The sequence below is a fragment of the Paenibacillus sp. E222 genome, assembly GCF_013401555.1.
Lineage (GTDB): Bacteria > Bacillota > Bacilli > Paenibacillales > Paenibacillaceae > Paenibacillus.
In genome coordinates, this window is sequence record NZ_CP058552.1 from 2,633,130 (window position 1) to 2,648,275 (window position 15,146).

General features: G+C 35.3%; 18 protein-coding genes. 16 read left to right on the forward strand and 2 right to left on the reverse strand.

All coding sequences use genetic code 11. The annotated features are described in order from the left end of the window. Window positions 1–1,485 precede the first annotated feature (1,485 nt). The gene (locus HW560_RS11735) at window positions 1,486–1,695 is read left to right on the forward strand and encodes a hypothetical protein (protein ID WP_179263170.1); all 210 of its coding nucleotides are present in this window, start codon (window positions 1,486–1,488) and stop codon (window positions 1,693–1,695) included. A 25-nt stretch (window positions 1,696–1,720) separates the two neighbouring features. Further along, a complete protein-coding gene (locus HW560_RS11740; protein WP_179263172.1) occupies window positions 1,721–1,921 on the forward strand; it encodes a hypothetical protein in 201 nt (66 codons plus the stop codon). A gap of 35 nt (window positions 1,922–1,956) precedes the next feature. Here the strand turns inward: HW560_RS11740 and HW560_RS11745 are convergent, their stop codons facing one another. Next, window positions 1,957–2,793, reverse strand: a complete 837-nt coding sequence (locus tag HW560_RS11745) for a hypothetical protein (protein WP_179263174.1) — start codon at window positions 2,791–2,793, stop codon at window positions 1,957–1,959. Window positions 2,794–3,176: 383 nt separating this feature from the next. Further along, window positions 3,177–4,253 (reverse strand): hypothetical protein, encoded by a 1,077-nt coding sequence (locus HW560_RS11750; RefSeq protein ID WP_179263176.1) that lies wholly within the window; start codon window positions 4,251–4,253, stop codon window positions 3,177–3,179. A gap of 995 nt (window positions 4,254–5,248) precedes the next feature. Between HW560_RS11750 and HW560_RS11755 the strand changes: the two genes are divergently transcribed. The 14 genes from HW560_RS11755 (at window position 5,249) to HW560_RS11820 (ending at window position 15,140) form a co-directional block, all read left to right on the forward strand. Then, window positions 5,249–5,494, forward strand: coding sequence for a hypothetical protein (locus HW560_RS11755; RefSeq protein WP_179263178.1), 246 nt, complete (start codon window positions 5,249–5,251; stop codon window positions 5,492–5,494). 171 nt (window positions 5,495–5,665) lie between these two features. Continuing rightward, window positions 5,666–6,499, forward strand: coding sequence for a hypothetical protein (locus HW560_RS11760; protein ID WP_179263180.1), 834 nt, complete (start codon window positions 5,666–5,668; stop codon window positions 6,497–6,499). Window positions 6,500–6,529: 30 nt separating this feature from the next. Next, entirely contained in the window at window positions 6,530–6,868 is a 339-nt protein-coding gene (locus tag HW560_RS11765; RefSeq protein ID WP_179263182.1) for a hypothetical protein, read from the forward strand. Window positions 6,869–6,945: 77 nt separating this feature from the next. Then, on the forward strand, window positions 6,946–7,710 hold the full coding sequence (locus HW560_RS11770) for a stalk domain-containing protein (protein ID WP_179263184.1): 765 nt from the start codon (window positions 6,946–6,948) through the stop codon (window positions 7,708–7,710). Between the two features lie 391 nt (window positions 7,711–8,101). Further along, a complete protein-coding gene (locus HW560_RS11775) occupies window positions 8,102–8,596 on the forward strand; it encodes a Panacea domain-containing protein (protein ID WP_179263186.1) in 495 nt (164 codons plus the stop codon). Further along, window positions 8,589–9,215, forward strand: a complete 627-nt coding sequence (locus HW560_RS11780) for a hypothetical protein (protein ID WP_179263188.1) — start codon at window positions 8,589–8,591, stop codon at window positions 9,213–9,215. The genes HW560_RS11775 and HW560_RS11780 overlap by 8 nt, the downstream gene beginning before the upstream one ends. 220 nt (window positions 9,216–9,435) lie before the next feature. After that, the gene (locus HW560_RS11785) at window positions 9,436–10,029 is read left to right on the forward strand and encodes a hypothetical protein (protein ID WP_179263190.1); all 594 of its coding nucleotides are present in this window, start codon (window positions 9,436–9,438) and stop codon (window positions 10,027–10,029) included. 366 nt (window positions 10,030–10,395) lie between these two features. After that, window positions 10,396–10,572, forward strand: a complete 177-nt coding sequence (locus HW560_RS11790) for a hypothetical protein (RefSeq protein ID WP_179263192.1) — start codon at window positions 10,396–10,398, stop codon at window positions 10,570–10,572. Window positions 10,573–10,621: 49 nt separating this feature from the next. Beyond that, a complete protein-coding gene (locus HW560_RS11795) occupies window positions 10,622–11,083 on the forward strand; it encodes a GNAT family N-acetyltransferase (RefSeq protein WP_179263194.1) in 462 nt (153 codons plus the stop codon). A gap of 203 nt (window positions 11,084–11,286) precedes the next feature. Next, window positions 11,287–11,661, forward strand: a complete 375-nt coding sequence (locus HW560_RS11800) for a type II toxin-antitoxin system PemK/MazF family toxin (protein WP_179263196.1) — start codon at window positions 11,287–11,289, stop codon at window positions 11,659–11,661. Window positions 11,662–11,795: 134 nt separating this feature from the next. After that, complete coding sequence (locus tag HW560_RS11805; protein ID WP_179263198.1) at window positions 11,796–12,002, forward strand: hypothetical protein; 207 nt, start codon at window positions 11,796–11,798, stop codon at window positions 12,000–12,002. 476 nt (window positions 12,003–12,478) lie between these two features. After that, window positions 12,479–13,129: a hypothetical protein gene (locus HW560_RS11810; protein WP_179263200.1), complete on the forward strand. Its 651-nt coding sequence runs from the start codon at window positions 12,479–12,481 to the stop codon at window positions 13,127–13,129. Between the two features lie 270 nt (window positions 13,130–13,399). Then, entirely contained in the window at window positions 13,400–13,579 is a 180-nt protein-coding gene (locus HW560_RS11815) for a hypothetical protein (protein WP_179263202.1), read from the forward strand. 13 nt (window positions 13,580–13,592) lie between these two features. Beyond that, window positions 13,593–15,140, forward strand: coding sequence for a recombinase family protein (locus tag HW560_RS11820; protein WP_179263204.1), 1,548 nt, complete (start codon window positions 13,593–13,595; stop codon window positions 15,138–15,140). Window positions 15,141–15,146 lie beyond the last annotated feature (6 nt).

Here is a 15,146-nt window from a genome sequence, read left to right on the forward strand (position 1 = left end):
AGGATGACACAAATGGATGTTGTCCTTTTTTACATTATATATTCGTGGTCACAATAAGGACAAAATGCCCACATTGATTCATGACTATATTACTCGTAAGTTTAACCTGAAGCCCCAAACTGAGGGTAACTGTTTAAGGTGAGTTGAAATTCCATCCTTCTTGATTTGGGCGTTATGTCCAACTTGAATACAAGTCTCTAATAATGACCGAAAATTGGCGTGAGTCACAGATCCTATAACAATTGTTTAACATTTCGTAAAACATAACGAGATATTCCTCGGAATGGTCTCTAGGACAGTCTGTCCTAGAGTCAACGATCTCCTCTGAAGGGCTACGGTACTATTTCATTTGAAACGAATAACTTACCTTCACTGAGAGAAGAACATTTTTCTCGCGCGAAAATTTTGTCCAACGAGGATTGTATAAGACGTTTGGGTTGAAACCACATCGTTACTCTGAGACAGTAACAATTGCTTTATAACTTCAAAGTTAAAAAGAGGTTGGGTTCAGGTTGAACTTGAGTTTACACGGCTACCTTGGCAGTCGATGTGGTCGACAGCGATCATATGTACCACTTCGGGCATTTGATCATTTGATCATATGCTTATTGAATTATTCTAATTTGGTAAAATCCCAAAATATAAACTCAAACCAATTAAGATTCCTTAGTGGTAATACAGCTACATTCAGAAAACATAGGTAGACGGACACTTGTTGTTGTATAATTGTGGTAGCAAAGTAAGTCTATTGATAGGGACCAGCGTATTATGTGCTGATATTTCAATTTAAATTTCGAGGTTATCTTAGTGAAATAATACTTTCATAAAAAGGATAAATGATTATGCTGTATGACATTAATTCGTATTCAGAGGTTGTAGGTAAGCCAATTAAATGTACTGTGAAGGCTCTACATAAGGGTGAATTAGTTCGTAAGGTTACCCTGGAGTACGGGGAAATCTACAAAGTTATAGTTATTCCTGATAAATTCAACAAACTCAAACATCGAGACAAAGTGGGTACGTTAGTGGGATTTAAAGTAGATAAGTTAAATAACCCGTGAGGGCTAGAATAAAGTTCGATGAAACTGAAGGATAGGCTATGTTGTACTTGAAGAGTTACTTCATTTGAAAAATGAATAGATAAAACAATTCTTTTATATTGATTGCAACATTTTTTAGAGACAATGGATTTTTGATGGTTTTTCATCTTACTATTGGAAGGAAGTAATGATAATGAAAGTTAAATTAACATTCAGCGAACTCTCGGAACTTGGAGTATGGCATAAATACTGTGCTATGACAGATCTGGATTTTAATTTAGTACGTGATAATCGTTCACACACAGACCAAGAATTCATCTTGACAGAAGAACTGTTAATTTCACTTGGTCTTCATGTTTCCATCACAAGATCCGAATAATTTCATGAAAAATCGTTACATAGTAAACATAAGACTAGTAATTATATGAATGAGAGGGGATATAACATGAATGATTTGGAAAGAGCAGTTATCGATCTTTTAGGAAGGCTAAATGAGGTGAAAGAATACACTGACGATAATGGTGAAGCGAGAGTAATGGATAACGATGATTTAATGAATGCCATCAAAAAAGTAATAGAGAATCTAAGTGATGAGGGCAAATTAGCTACAGATCTTATTAAAGATGAGATTGTGCAAGAAAGTCAGAAGATTTAGTCGAATAACTAAGGGAGGGAGATGAATGTCAGAGGTTAACTACGATATTAATGATATGCTTTTAAAAATGAGCAAATTAGGGAATGATTTCGAACAGGCATTTTATAGATATTTCAGTAGTCTTCGTGATATTAAATATGGTTACAATGACAAACTAGCTAAAATAGTTAAGGTTAATGAGTTCAAGGATATTGGAAATTTAAACGGAGGATTGTTGGGGAATTAATCCTGAGTATGATCAATGAATAATTAGAAGAGGACTCATTTCGAGTCCTTTTTTTGTTCATTTGATTTCTTCAATTCCGAAAGTATATCTTTGCTAACTTTCACCTGTTCTTGGTCAATTTCTATTTGTTTCTGTTTCAGCACAAGATCATCTCGCTGATACTTTTCTTCAACTATATTGTGTCGCTTAGTTTCCTCGACTAAGTCATCAGTTGGATCTGGAAGTAAAATTTGAGGACCATATATACCAACTAACGTAATGATGAGATGGATTAGTATTTTTAAGCCATTAATAGTGAGTTTACTTTTACTTAGATCAATTTTTGCACCAACATGAGATGATAATACCTCTTCAATGCTTTCCATATAAGGTTGGAAGTTAGCTTTGGTCTCAGGATCATTCTCTATTTCCTGTTCGATATCATTAATGTTAGAAGAAATATCTTCAGGTACAGTATCAACAAATGATTGCCAAGAATGAGTGTCCATATTTGAAATCGCATCAAGCATAGATACAAAAGAAGGAGATTTATAAAAGGTTTGAAGATTAGCTATGCCTATACTGTTTGCAGCATTTATTCCCTTAATTGCACTTGAAAAAGATGGAGAAGCAGTTATTTTAGCAATTTCTACTAGAGGTTCTTTCCAAGCCAATGATACTTGTCGAATAGAGCTTGTCAATCCTTGATGTGCTTTCCATGCTTGAGTATATTGAGAGTTAATCTTAGAAGATAAACTTATTTGCTCAACCATTCTGGAGATTGATGATTGATTGATCATGTTACTCATTTTTGTGATTGCATTAACGTGTTGTTCTTGCAACATATATAATTTTTTTGCCAACTTTTCTTGTTCACTTTCCTTATTCGTCATATAACACCTTCCTTAGAGTATTCGTACATTACAGTATACCATATACATCCCTAATGAAATAAGCTTAACCGATACAAAATTGGACATACATAAGGGGGGACATTTACACCCAGAAAGTAATAATTTATGGAAAATTATCCTCTAACACTTATCAATTGTTCACTAAGTTATTTCATTGACGATGCATATGACACATGGGGGATATTTTAAATTTAAAATAGTGTCCATTTTACAGAATATGCCCCTAGCACATCTGCTTCGACACGAGAGTTGAATTTTAACGAGTGAAATTCTATTGGATAAAACCGGCACCATAATGCCATTCTATATACACAAAATAGCCCTCCATAGAGGAGGGGGAGTACACTATTCGTTCCAGAGGACTAAGAGGGGGGCTTTTTCATTTTTTCAACTTGTATGTTTTCTTGGAGTACCTGTTTACAGTAAGTTGGACTTAATCCATGTTCTTTGTAAATCTTAGTAAAAGCTAATCCGTCAATATAATGCAAGTCATATATCTTCTCAAAATCAAGAGAGCGTCGTTTAATTCCTCTTTCTTTAGAATTCAAATTGGGATATGCTTCTTTTATGAATTCCTCATCGTTCAGCAACTCTAGATTCTGCTGGATTAAGTTCTCCATTTCAACATGCCACTCTGATTTCTGAATTGTGATGTTAAAGCATTCCATCAGGTATCGGAGTGATTTAGGCTTGTTTAGTTTGGTCAATCTTTCTGTTACTTCAATAATAGTACCTGTGAATGGATGACTGCTACTCCAACACTTATACCACCAGTAACCTGATTTGGGATCTTGATATATATTAGCTGATGGTGATGATTCATTGTGGAATATATCATGAAACTGTTTGCTTGCTATTCCTATATACTCATGTAGATTAATCTTCTTTAGGTAATCATATACTTCCTTACGTGATGATGCAGTTATAGGCTTGTATGTAGTTTTCATTCTATTTATTATATTTACACTTATACTCTGAATCATATCTATATTACTTATGTAAGTATTTACTGCATCTGATGAAGTAGAGGGGGATACTGTAACCTGAATTATATCTATATTATTACTATAGTAATTAAGGTCATAATATCCCCCTTTTACAACTAAGTCATGGTTAATCTGAAGCCTATTTTCATAATCAAACACGTGAAGGTCATTTCCACCAAAGAAGAATCGTTCAGCTTGAAAGGTGGATTCATCAGCAAATGGATAATTTTTAAATAGTTGATCAGTATGGGCATTCAACAAGTTGATATCTGTGAATGGTTCATTGTAAGCAAAGACTACTCTAAACTTAGGCCAATCAACTGTGTGACTGAACGTTTTGTACATGAACATTGCTGATGCTTTGAACTCTTCCTGTGCAGCTTCCCATGTGATACGTACATCCATAACCTTTTGCTTGAGTGTCCTATCGTAATATCCATTGTCAAAATCCATACAGATAACTTGCTGAGAAGTCCAACAATCTTTGGTACGCCTTAATGACCCATTTACCTTTGTTGTAATGAAAGCAGGAGTAAAAGTCTTACCTTGTAACAGTTCATGTGCAAGTTGATCAGGCTCAATGTCTACAGGATTTCGAAGCAGTCCATTGCTTATTCGTTGCATCTGAGTTGTTGGCTTAGAATTGTATTTCGTTTGATCAAGTAACAGTTGGATACTGATATCCTCCTTTTTATTTTAAGAATTAATATATGTAATTAATTTAAAATGTATCATGATTATATTACCTTGGCAAGAATATTTTGAAAAACAAGGGGGGCGAAATTTGCATACACCCTAGATGTAGACGAATGGCAAGCCTAATACATGCTCATTGCAGAGAACGCGGAGTGTAGGAGAGAAGCTGAAAACGATCCAGTTAAGAAATGGAGACAGACGGCGTTCTTAAAGGAATATTGGAAAGCCGGACATGGGGGGAATAGGGCAACGGGACAATACGGCCTGTTGAAAAATGTTGCCGAAGCAATAGGGGAAACAGAGAGAACTGTGAAGCGTCTGTAAATAATAATGAAATAAAACGGAGCTCATGAAGGAGGACATCTTATACCTCCTAGGTTAGTTGTTTCCAAATTCCTATTGATTAATCAAGGATATGAGGAAGAGAATCGATTCTGAGATGACACTATAGTAGAAGAGAAAATTTTTAAAAATAAATATACGTATTTATATTTAAAAAAAACCAGCCTGCATATAATGGATACATGAGGTTAACGAATTCCAAGGTAGACTCTTGGAGCCTATGAATACATATGAACGGGAGGGATGAGATACGTGGAAGGTTAGATATGTATGGTACAGGTTGATGCAGCGGATAGGCTGGAAGTAATCAAAGGAGAGCATTAGGTAGCAGGGACGAAGAAGAATAGGAAATAAGTTCGTATATAGAGTTGTAAGAGATAAATTACATAATGAATTGGAGATATTTCAATATGAACAAGTTTGATGTTGTAGCTAAGCTAAAAGATGGTTTTGAGATTCGAGTAGATGGAATTGATGGAAACATTCTTAAGATTGAGGGAGCAGAACCTATCCTGAACCAAATTTGCGCTAATTTCATCACTGGACTAACAAACAATAATACGATTGCTGTGAGTGATGAACATGGTAATACACGTCAATACAAGTTTGAAGATTTGGCTTCCATCACAATTAACTTTGTAGAGGAGGGTGAGTAAATGAGTGTTTGTAATATCGTGTTCCTCAATAGTGGAGAAAAAGCATATATCTCTGCCGGTTCTAGGGTATGTGTTATACGTGATTCAGACCCGGAGCGCTATCAATTACATGATGACGCTCAAAAATTACAGTTTTAATCTGGCGGCTTTGTTGCTTACATTAGTGGGAGCATGGATATCGCTGACACTGTAAGTAGTATTCTCCAAGAAACAGGAGAAAATGATATCAACAAGATTGTAAACTTAACGAAAGATGTCTACTATGCATATCTACAAAAGAGGCCTTACCTCAAAGATTCTAAGTACAACATTCAGGTTGTAATTCCGGGGATTAGCGAAGATGGAAAGTGGGGGATTGTTTACTTCGATGAAGTTGATAATTTTGATCCTGTAGAAATTAGTGCTCATCCTGGTGAAGATTTGGTAATTGGTTACGGTAAGGGGCATTGGACGAATGACTCTGTAATTGAACGTTATCTGGGGAAAGACGACATTGGAAAAGTATTGCTAAAAGCATATGCTACTGCGGCAAATGAGCAATGTGGAGGTACTCTTACATATTTCGAGTTAGATAGAGAAAATACACAAATGTATACTGCAAAGATTTCAGATACAAAAAAATTGAAACGTTATAAAGATTACTTTCCCGATGCTATCAAACATGGTGAAGGAGATGGTATGACTCCGACGAGCGGCAAATATCAGGAAAAGAAATATAACGGTGGCCTATCTCAAACGTACTATCAAAGTAATACAGGTCGAGAGAGAAGTGTGCTTCTTGATGATTCAGGAATTATAACAACAGCGGATCAAGGGAAATATACTGTTAGAAGCAAAGAATTTCAATTCATTGCCACTGAGAACGGTACATATAGATTGAGTCTTTCTAATGGTTCAACTTTTGAATTAACAACTTCAGGTCTTGGGATCGATATTCAAGGTGACATCAATATTAAGGCAACTGGCAACATTAAAATGAATGGTGCACGTATCGATTTAAACTAATCAAACAAACATATAGAGGAGAATATACATATGAATAAACGATTTGAGCTAGAGAAGAAACTGATGGAGGAATTGATTGAAACGAGAGACTTGTACGAAACGACCATGGATGAAAGCGATATTCTTATGAATTTTATCATGGATCACAATCTAACAAAGATGTTGGACTCATACATTTATCAACAATTAAAAGACTGTAAAAATGAATACCTTATTAATCGCTATCTACAGTTGGTTACTACTCCCCTAGAGGAGAATATCGATGAAGAAACAAGTGTGAGTGTGGAAACGTCAGGCACTCAGCCATTCTTTTTTGTAAATGGGCAACCTGTAGATTTCACAAAAATCTCTGTTAGTAGTTCTAAGTAAAACTAGAATTTTAACCGATAACTCTATGGCATAGTCTTCCATATAGGCATACCACACTTAAATCGGAGGTACATACAATGAAAAAATTAGTAACAAAGATACCCACATTTCTACTTGGAGCCGTAGTAGGAATTACTCTTACAGGAGGGACAGCGGTAGGGGCAGCTACATACCTAAAAGCAACTCAATCAAATGTAAAGATTGTTGTAGATGGATCTCAAGCAAAACTGTCTGATTCACCACTTAACGTGAACGGAAGGCTCTATCTTCCAGTACGAGACACGGCAAATGCCATGGGCTACACGGTTGAATCCGTTACTAGCTCTCAAGTATCACTAAAAGAAGGATTTTCAACAAGTAATGCGACATCATACAATGGCTCAACTGTAACTAGCGTTACAAATAGCAATTCAAACAAAAGTTCAACATCCAAAAACACAGGAGGGCAATACGTGCAAGGATTACACGAGAAGTATTCCACTAACGGAAAACTTGACGCAGTAAAAGTTAAAGAAGCAATTACAGCTAAAGAAATCATAGTGAATACACAAGATAAAGAAACAGGGAATAGTCTAATGCACTACTCAGTTTTGGAAAATAATTATTCTCTATATTTAACAATCAAAAGTAATGCATTAGACGTTAACTTGCAGAATAAACAAAAACAGACCCCTTTACACCTAGCTGTCATAAACAAAAACTCCTTTTATTACGGGGAACTTGAACAATTAAATGCAAATCCCAAAATTGAGGATATAAACGGTTTGTTGCCCATTGATTATGCAGAAAAGAATTCAGTGTTCGATATTGGCCTAGATGCTTACATGCGTTTTTATAAGTAATGATTAAGCTACCATCAATAAGCATTCAAACTTAAACAGAAAAAGGACAAAATAAAAGCTAACAACATCCCGCTAATACGCATTCCCTACTGGGAATTCAAAAATATCGATACCATCTTAACTATTGAACTAACCAAACTAGGAATATTATCTCTTACTTTGGTTAAGGTTTAGTATCAATCGCTTATATTGTTATTTGTAGCTCAATTTTATTACAATAATGTTACCAACGATCGACAAACTTTAATATCTTACCATATGCTTGCATCAATAACAACAGAAAATTCGCAAAAGGGTATCATTTTGACTTAATCTGTGGCATAATAAGTAGTATAAGGTATAGGAACATCCGTTCGTTTCTTGAACTTATTCTACATAAAGGACTGATCTTATGACTCAAGAAAGACAATTTCATTTTGATGTTGACACTGTAGCCAGTTATCTCTACCATTTAAATCCAAGTATTTCACCGTTAAAGTTACAAAAAGGGCTTTACTTCTTGTTTGCTTACCACGGAGCATTATATGGAGAGCAAGTTGAAGAAGGAGTTTTTGAAGGTACAATTGGTAAACCAAAGTATCTTTTTGATGCTGAGTTTGAAGCTTGGCAGTATGGCCCTGTAATTCGTTATGTTTACTTTAGTGATCGTGATGGCGATTATGTTGCCGATAATAAACCTGAAAAGGCCAAATTTGAAATCGAAAAAGAACCCGAAGTCAAAAAATTTATTGATGAACTATTTGAACAAATCGATTCGGTAAGTGATTTCAAATTAGTTGACCGTAGCCATCAGGATGAAGCGTGGAAAAGTGCTTATAAAATAGGTCAATCAACACCTATGGACAATGAATTAATAATCCAAGAGTATCGAGAACAGTATGTTTAAGGTTGATTTTGGAGCATCAATTCGCCCAAAGGGTTGTTTTGATGTTCTCACCAAGAACAAATTCGAGAGTGATGGATTTTTACAGTCAGGCAAGAAAAACTCCAAATTAAAGAAACAACTAGATAAAATTACACCAACTTTTGAATTTTTGAATTCTGATGCTAAGAAATCAAAGTCACTGCCAGAGCATATGTTTACTAATTTTCTGACAGATTTAACGCCAGGAACAATTAAGACAAGCATCTTTGATATTTTTGATAATCCTTCGATAGTTGACACTCCCAATGCTGGAGTAGTTCGTTTAACTAAACCAAAAATTGAGGCTTGTCTTAACTTGTATTTAGATCCCCTTCCAGAGAATGCTTACATTGTTAAAAGTAATTTAATTGATGCTCTTGGGCAGCCCAAACATATACGTGTATTCACTATTATGGAATTTGTAACTGAGCCTGACCTCAAAGCAATCTATAAAATAATTCTTATTGATCCCTTCCACTTGGTCATTCCGAGTAAACATGGGGAAAAGTCTAAAGAAGAAATGGAACACGATACCTATAATCACAATAGGGATAATGTGCTCTGTATGAATGACTACTATAGACAGGCTATTGGTTTTTAATTATGAACAATGGAGTAAACCCATTGTAGTCGTGTGCAAATATTGAGCATATAAATCAGATGTGTTCTGATCGCTGCAATGGTTTTCATCTAAATGAAGTCACCTTCTTATGAGGGTGGCTTTTTATTATATCCTCCTTTCTTCTTAACCATCTAATTCTATAGACCCACTACTTTTAGCATGGTATAATCAATCCATAATTAGGAAGTGAGGTCTACATATGAAGAAATTAGTTTTATCATTTCTAGTAATACTATTACTCGTTACTTCGACTCAATTGGCTCCAGCAACAGCAGCTACTAAGTATGATTTTAAAAATGTAAATTGGGGCATGACAGTGAATCAGGTTAAAAAGAAAGAGAAATCGAAATTCTTGAAAACAGTGAAGGATAAAGATTTCACCATTTTAGTGTATAAAACAAAAGGATTTAGAAAAAACGCTGATTTAAATTACATGTTTTACAAAAACAAATTAGTGCGCGCAGTCTACGTGCTTGATCCAAACAATACAAACGGAACTACAAATGGCCTAATTGATGAATATTTTAGTATCAAGCGAGACCTACTTGATACATATGATAAATCTATTAACAACAGAGATATTATTGATAGAAACGGCAAGCGTCTTACTATGTATGTTGGAGAAGAAAAAGATCTAGCTGCTGGAAAGATTAGTTATCAATGCTATTGGATAGTAGATAAGAAAAAAACACATATTAGTCTTTCCCTCTCTATCTTTGGAAAGTTTTTAATTAATCGAGTAATCTACAGCGATAACTCTCTAGATTTTGACATCGATGAAGTAATGAATTAAAACTTAGTTTAAGTCAATGAAAAAGCTGCCTCATTTCCGAGGCGGCTTTTTATATTCCCCTGAAAGCATACTTTTATCACATAAAAATCACATTTTATAAGATGTAAAAAACAATTATTTTTTACAAGCAATTTAACGCATATTTTATGAGAAAAAACTGCGTATTAAATGCGAAAAAAATTGCGTCATTTCATGTGTAAAATAGTATGCATTTTATGCCACAAATAGTGTGAATATTTATTGTGATGTGGTATATTATTCCTAGGAGGCTACCAATTTATCTAGCTTTCTAAATTTCTAACATATTACTAGTGATTCAATCATATTCATAACTGTCTAATCTAATTTAGATGGGAGATGATTGACTTGGCTAGTAAAAAAGGAGGAAAACGCATGGCTGTTAGTCTTCGTGAAAGACCAACTCTTCAAGGTAAAGATGCTGAACGTTTTATTAGCAAAATGAAAAGAAATGAAGAGTCTATGAAAAAGCATGCTGCTCGAAAAGTGAAGGAGTATTATGAAAGACTTTCTAAAGGAGAATGAGAATTGTGCAATCATACACAATATTATATCCATAGAGGATTTACCTCATTTGAAGAATTTTAAGTGTGGTAATGGCTCTATGGATCTTTTTCTTGAGGTTGAGGCATACCCCTCACATATAGAAAGAGAGTCTAGCACTACTTTGGTGTATTATGACAATACACTAGTTGGGTATTATACATTGAGGCATATAAAACTATCATCGCTTCTTAAAAGTATCTCTCCAGAAGAAGATCGAGATGTTCTAGATATCGCAAGACTTGCAGTTGATACTCGTATTCAGGGGCAGTCAGTTGGAACAAAAATTATGGAGAATATTATTAAAATGGCTATCCAACTGAATGAGCGTTTTATAGTTTTGGATGCACTCAAGGAAAAATGGAGATGGTATGCATCTAAATTTAACTTTGAACCGTTATTTGAGGATGATCTAAACGATGATGGAGAGTTGGTCACCATGCTTATAGACTTATATGACGAAGAATTAATAGAACGTTACTATGAAGAGTAACTTCAAATGAAATACCAAATTTACATAGAAATTAGCTATGGAAAAGCCTTATAAATAGGCTTTTTTATTTTAATTTTATAGAGTATGGATTAAGTAGATAGGAATGCTCCTTTTTTTATCTTTTTAAGTATAAATATATGTACATTTTATATTTTGTTTGTTATACTTCTGGTATAAACAATAGAAAAACGGAGTGATACGAAATGTTGACTGCTCAAAAGACTGAATATAAGAGATATGAGCTATGGTTTGCAGAATTGATCAATACTAGCAGCGGCAGTGTTCAGAGAGGCAAGCGCCCAGTTCTCATAATACAAAATGACATGGGTAACAGATATAGCCCAACGGTACAGGTAGCTTCAGTTACCACCGCCAAGAAGAAAGCGATGCCTACACATGTTAATTTGGACGCTATGGAATGTGGATTGCGTGATGACAGCATAGTTATGATGGAGCAAATTTCAACTATATCAAAAGAACAGTTAATGTGGAGAATCGGCTCTGTACCGGAAGAATACGCTCCTATGCTGGATAGAGCTGGTCAGGTGCAAATGGGATACATCAGTGCATGGGATTAACTACATACGATTTAACAAGTGTTATATATAAATAGACACCTTTGACGCTTATTAAAGGTGGTGGTGCAAATTGATTTGATTTGGTGGTACTGTCAATTGTGTCTATTAAAATATTTAAACACGGAGGAAAGAACATGCATAATGGCTTGAGCGAGATTACCAATATTAACGATGCGGATTATATTGAATTGGTAAGTGGGGAAACGAGTGATTTTACAGTAGGACAGATTTATGAGGTTAAGGTGGATGATGGTTTTATATACACTGAGGGGGAGCGCTACAGTATGGATAATACATATACCGCAAACACTGAGATGTTCTACAACCCAAAATTGCAATAAAAATTTTACAAGAGGGATTCTGCTTATGCCAATATACGCTGAGGTTGTTGATAACAAATACAAATTAGATTCCTTAACCATGGGAAGTAGATATGAAATTAAAAGAACTGAACCAAATTATTTTCATCATAAAGGTGAACCTTATGTTATTAATGACTATGGGGTGATGGACTTTATTTTTAAGATGTTGTGCAAGTTAAGATACCACAGAGTTAGATAAGATAAAGCAAAAAGTATGGGGTCGGGCTTAGGTGTCCGACTTCTAAAATGAACAAGAATAAACTAAAGAGGTAGAATTCACATTTAAGAAAGGTAGATTATAAAATGACAGATAAAAAATGGGAAGACCATACAAATTACATCCATCGGAGATTGAGAAATGGATTGAAAAATACGGAGAGAATACATATTTACCAAGAGGAATTTTGTGTGTACAGAGTTTGATTGAGGACGGAGTTATTGAGGAAGAACACTCCATGGCAGCATATCTCTTGTTTAAATCAGTGGAGTCGAGAATTCATAGTTGTCGCTATTCACAAGGGATATATAAAGGAATTTACTGCGATTGGAGTGAACCCATTAGCGGAGTGAGCGAAATTATTAAATTGAAGCCAGATATGTGGAAGGAATGGATTGCGCAGACAAAATGCTTTCTAGAAAATGACCAATTTCAATCTTACCGTCCCACAATTGACCGTATTAATACTGACCCAAGCATCGGTTACAGGTTATCTAATATTGCCATGCTACCATTTGGCCAAAACTCTTATAAGGCACAGGCCAAGCCAGTTTATGCATTTGAGATGGGGAACAATCAATCCAATGTAATCCCCACATTTAGAAGATATGATTCGATAACAGATGCAAAGAAAGACTTGGGTTTACCTAAGCTAGAAAACGATACTGGAGTTTTTACAAACACTCAAGATGGAAAAACGTTTATTTTGCAGTCGAGCGCTACAACAGTAGGAGAGCAATCAGTTGAATTAGACAGTAATGAGAGTGAACAGAAAGTATATACGGGTTACATACCGATAGGCCAAGTAGAGATTGATGGACAACTATATACCATTAATCAACCATTCACCTTTGAACAGATGCAAATAAAACTGAAAAATCAAGCATGAATACATAACAGAAGAACAATTAGGCTGTCTAGAATGCGATTCTGATCCCACTAGCCATTTTTAGGAGTGTTTATATACGAAATGATGCTTAGAATTGATTCTGGGCAGTGTAGAGTGGGGTGTCATGGGGTGACACCTACTTTCACCTCGGATTTACAGGTAGGGAGGTGAGTAATTATCCAAAGTACAGCGAAAACATTGTCTGTCATTCGTCCAAGCAGTATCCGCATAAAGTATCCGTATGACACTAATACGGGTGGTGTGCAACGAATGAAGGAGACAAGTAAGAGAAAACAATCCAATTCATTCAACTTTATATTTATAGATGACAACCGTAGCGAAGAAGAAGCAAGAGAAGCAATTCAATTTGTAGTTGACACCATAGTACATAAAGCAATCAAAAATTTCCCTGCTTCAGAATATGATATCCAGATTAAATCGGCAGACTAAAGGGGAAAGTTACATGAGATATGATGATGCAGCGATATATGTTAGGGTATCCACAACGAAGGAATCCCAAAAATTCAGTCCAGAACACCAACGGATGGATTGTGAAGAGAAAGCAAGGCAGTTAAGTTTAAAGGTTCGTGAAGAGTACATATATGTGGACAGGGATAGTGGTACATCAATTATAGGTAGACCAGCTATACAAACTCTCATTGAAGACGCAAAAAGAGGTTACTTTAAAACTATTCTCTTTTCTTCTTTATCCAGATTTTCTCGTGATACTTATGACTCGTTAGGTTTAAAACGCGCGCTTGTAGATACCCTTGGTTTGAGAGTAATTTCACTGGACGAGAACTATGATTCACAAGTCGATCATGACGAGTTTAAATTTCAAATATTCTCAGCAGTTAACCAAAAGTTGAGTGAGCAAATTAGTATATCATCACGAAGAGGTATACGTCAGTCTGGAATGAAAGGTAATTATTTGGGTACTATTGCACCATTGGGCTATAACAAAATAAAAGTTGATGATAGGAAAACCATTGTACCTAACGAACGTGCAAGCCTTGTGCAACTTATTTTCGACATGTACGTCAATCAAAAAATGGGCGAGAAAGCTATAACAAAGTATCTAAATAAAGAGAACATTCCCTCTTACAGAGGAGGGAAATGGGGAGTAACGTCTGTAGAGCGGATACTAACGAATGAGATATATACAGGTAAAAACATATTCAATAAGTTTACAGTGGTGAAGGTGTACAACGATATCAACAATATGTCTGACCGATCTAAGAAATTAGTTAAACGTGATAAAGAATTATGGGAAGAGAGCGATAAGCAGACTCATGAAGCAATTATTAGTGAGGAGCTATTTAGAAAGGCACAGGAGATACGGTTAGAGCGTGGCGGTGGAAAGCGTGGAGGGGTAAGAAACAAGATTAATGTATTTGCTGGCATAATCAAGTGTAAGCATTGTGGATCATCATTGAACATTGTGACCTCTAACGGCAAGAAGAACAGCTATCGTTACTTAGTTTGTTCTAAGAGAAGAAGACAGGGCGAAACTGGATGTGACAATCACAACAGGATTCCATACGATGATTTCAAAGATGCTCTTATTGAAAGATTGAGCGAGAAACTGAGAAGTAAAACAAAGTCAGGGAAGACAGTAACCTTCACTAAAAAGGCGAGAGAAGATACCGGAAAGTTAGTCGTTAGATATGAGAAGCAGATACAGAATGCACGTAAATTGCTTTTTGAGATTCGAAAGCAAAAGTTAAATGATGAGATTGATGATGAGCAATATGAGTTTGAGAAGGAACAGTATGAACAAGAGATTAAACAGAAACAAGAGCAGTTGTCCAAAATGAAATCTGATTTAGAACGAGCTTTAAATGACAGTGAACAGTTTAAGGAGATAAACATTTCGCTTGATGAATTATCAGATCTGGGACAATTTACTGAAGTAGACCAAGTAAACCTGATCCTGAAAAAATTAGTTTCAAACATTACAGTTGATAAAGCAAACAATGTTGAGATCCATTCCGTATTGGGTAGGCTATAGTTTTTT

What these genes read in the sequence shown, in the direction of transcription:
- HW560_RS11735 (WP_179263170.1), top strand. Translation starts at nt 1,486, where the DNA reads ATGAATGATTTGGAAAGAGCAGTTATCGATCTTTTAGGAAGGCTAAAT.
- HW560_RS11740 (WP_179263172.1), top strand. Translation starts at nt 1,721, where the DNA reads ATGTCAGAGGTTAACTACGATATTAATGATATGCTTTTAAAAATGAGC.
- HW560_RS11745 (WP_179263174.1), bottom strand. Translation starts at nt 2,793, where the DNA reads ATGACGAATAAGGAAAGTGAACAAGAAAAGTTGGCAAAAAAATTATAT.
- HW560_RS11750 (WP_179263176.1), bottom strand. Translation starts at nt 4,253, where the DNA reads ATGGATTTTGACAATGGATATTACGATAGGACACTCAAGCAAAAGGTT.
- HW560_RS11755 (WP_179263178.1), top strand. Translation starts at nt 5,249, where the DNA reads ATGAACAAGTTTGATGTTGTAGCTAAGCTAAAAGATGGTTTTGAGATT.
- HW560_RS11760 (WP_179263180.1), top strand. Translation starts at nt 5,666, where the DNA reads ATGGATATCGCTGACACTGTAAGTAGTATTCTCCAAGAAACAGGAGAA.
- HW560_RS11765 (WP_179263182.1), top strand. Translation starts at nt 6,530, where the DNA reads ATGAATAAACGATTTGAGCTAGAGAAGAAACTGATGGAGGAATTGATT.
- HW560_RS11770 (WP_179263184.1), top strand. Translation starts at nt 6,946, where the DNA reads ATGAAAAAATTAGTAACAAAGATACCCACATTTCTACTTGGAGCCGTA.
- HW560_RS11775 (WP_179263186.1), top strand. Translation starts at nt 8,102, where the DNA reads ATGACTCAAGAAAGACAATTTCATTTTGATGTTGACACTGTAGCCAGT.
- HW560_RS11780 (WP_179263188.1), top strand. Translation starts at nt 8,589, where the DNA reads ATGTTTAAGGTTGATTTTGGAGCATCAATTCGCCCAAAGGGTTGTTTT.
- HW560_RS11785 (WP_179263190.1), top strand. Translation starts at nt 9,436, where the DNA reads ATGAAGAAATTAGTTTTATCATTTCTAGTAATACTATTACTCGTTACT.
- HW560_RS11800 (WP_179263196.1), top strand. Translation starts at nt 11,287, where the DNA reads ATGTTGACTGCTCAAAAGACTGAATATAAGAGATATGAGCTATGGTTT.
- HW560_RS11805 (WP_179263198.1), top strand. Translation starts at nt 11,796, where the DNA reads ATGCATAATGGCTTGAGCGAGATTACCAATATTAACGATGCGGATTAT.
- HW560_RS11810 (WP_179263200.1), top strand. Translation starts at nt 12,479, where the DNA reads ATGGCAGCATATCTCTTGTTTAAATCAGTGGAGTCGAGAATTCATAGT.
- HW560_RS11815 (WP_179263202.1), top strand. Translation starts at nt 13,400, where the DNA reads ATGAAGGAGACAAGTAAGAGAAAACAATCCAATTCATTCAACTTTATA.
- HW560_RS11820 (WP_179263204.1), top strand. Translation starts at nt 13,593, where the DNA reads ATGAGATATGATGATGCAGCGATATATGTTAGGGTATCCACAACGAAG.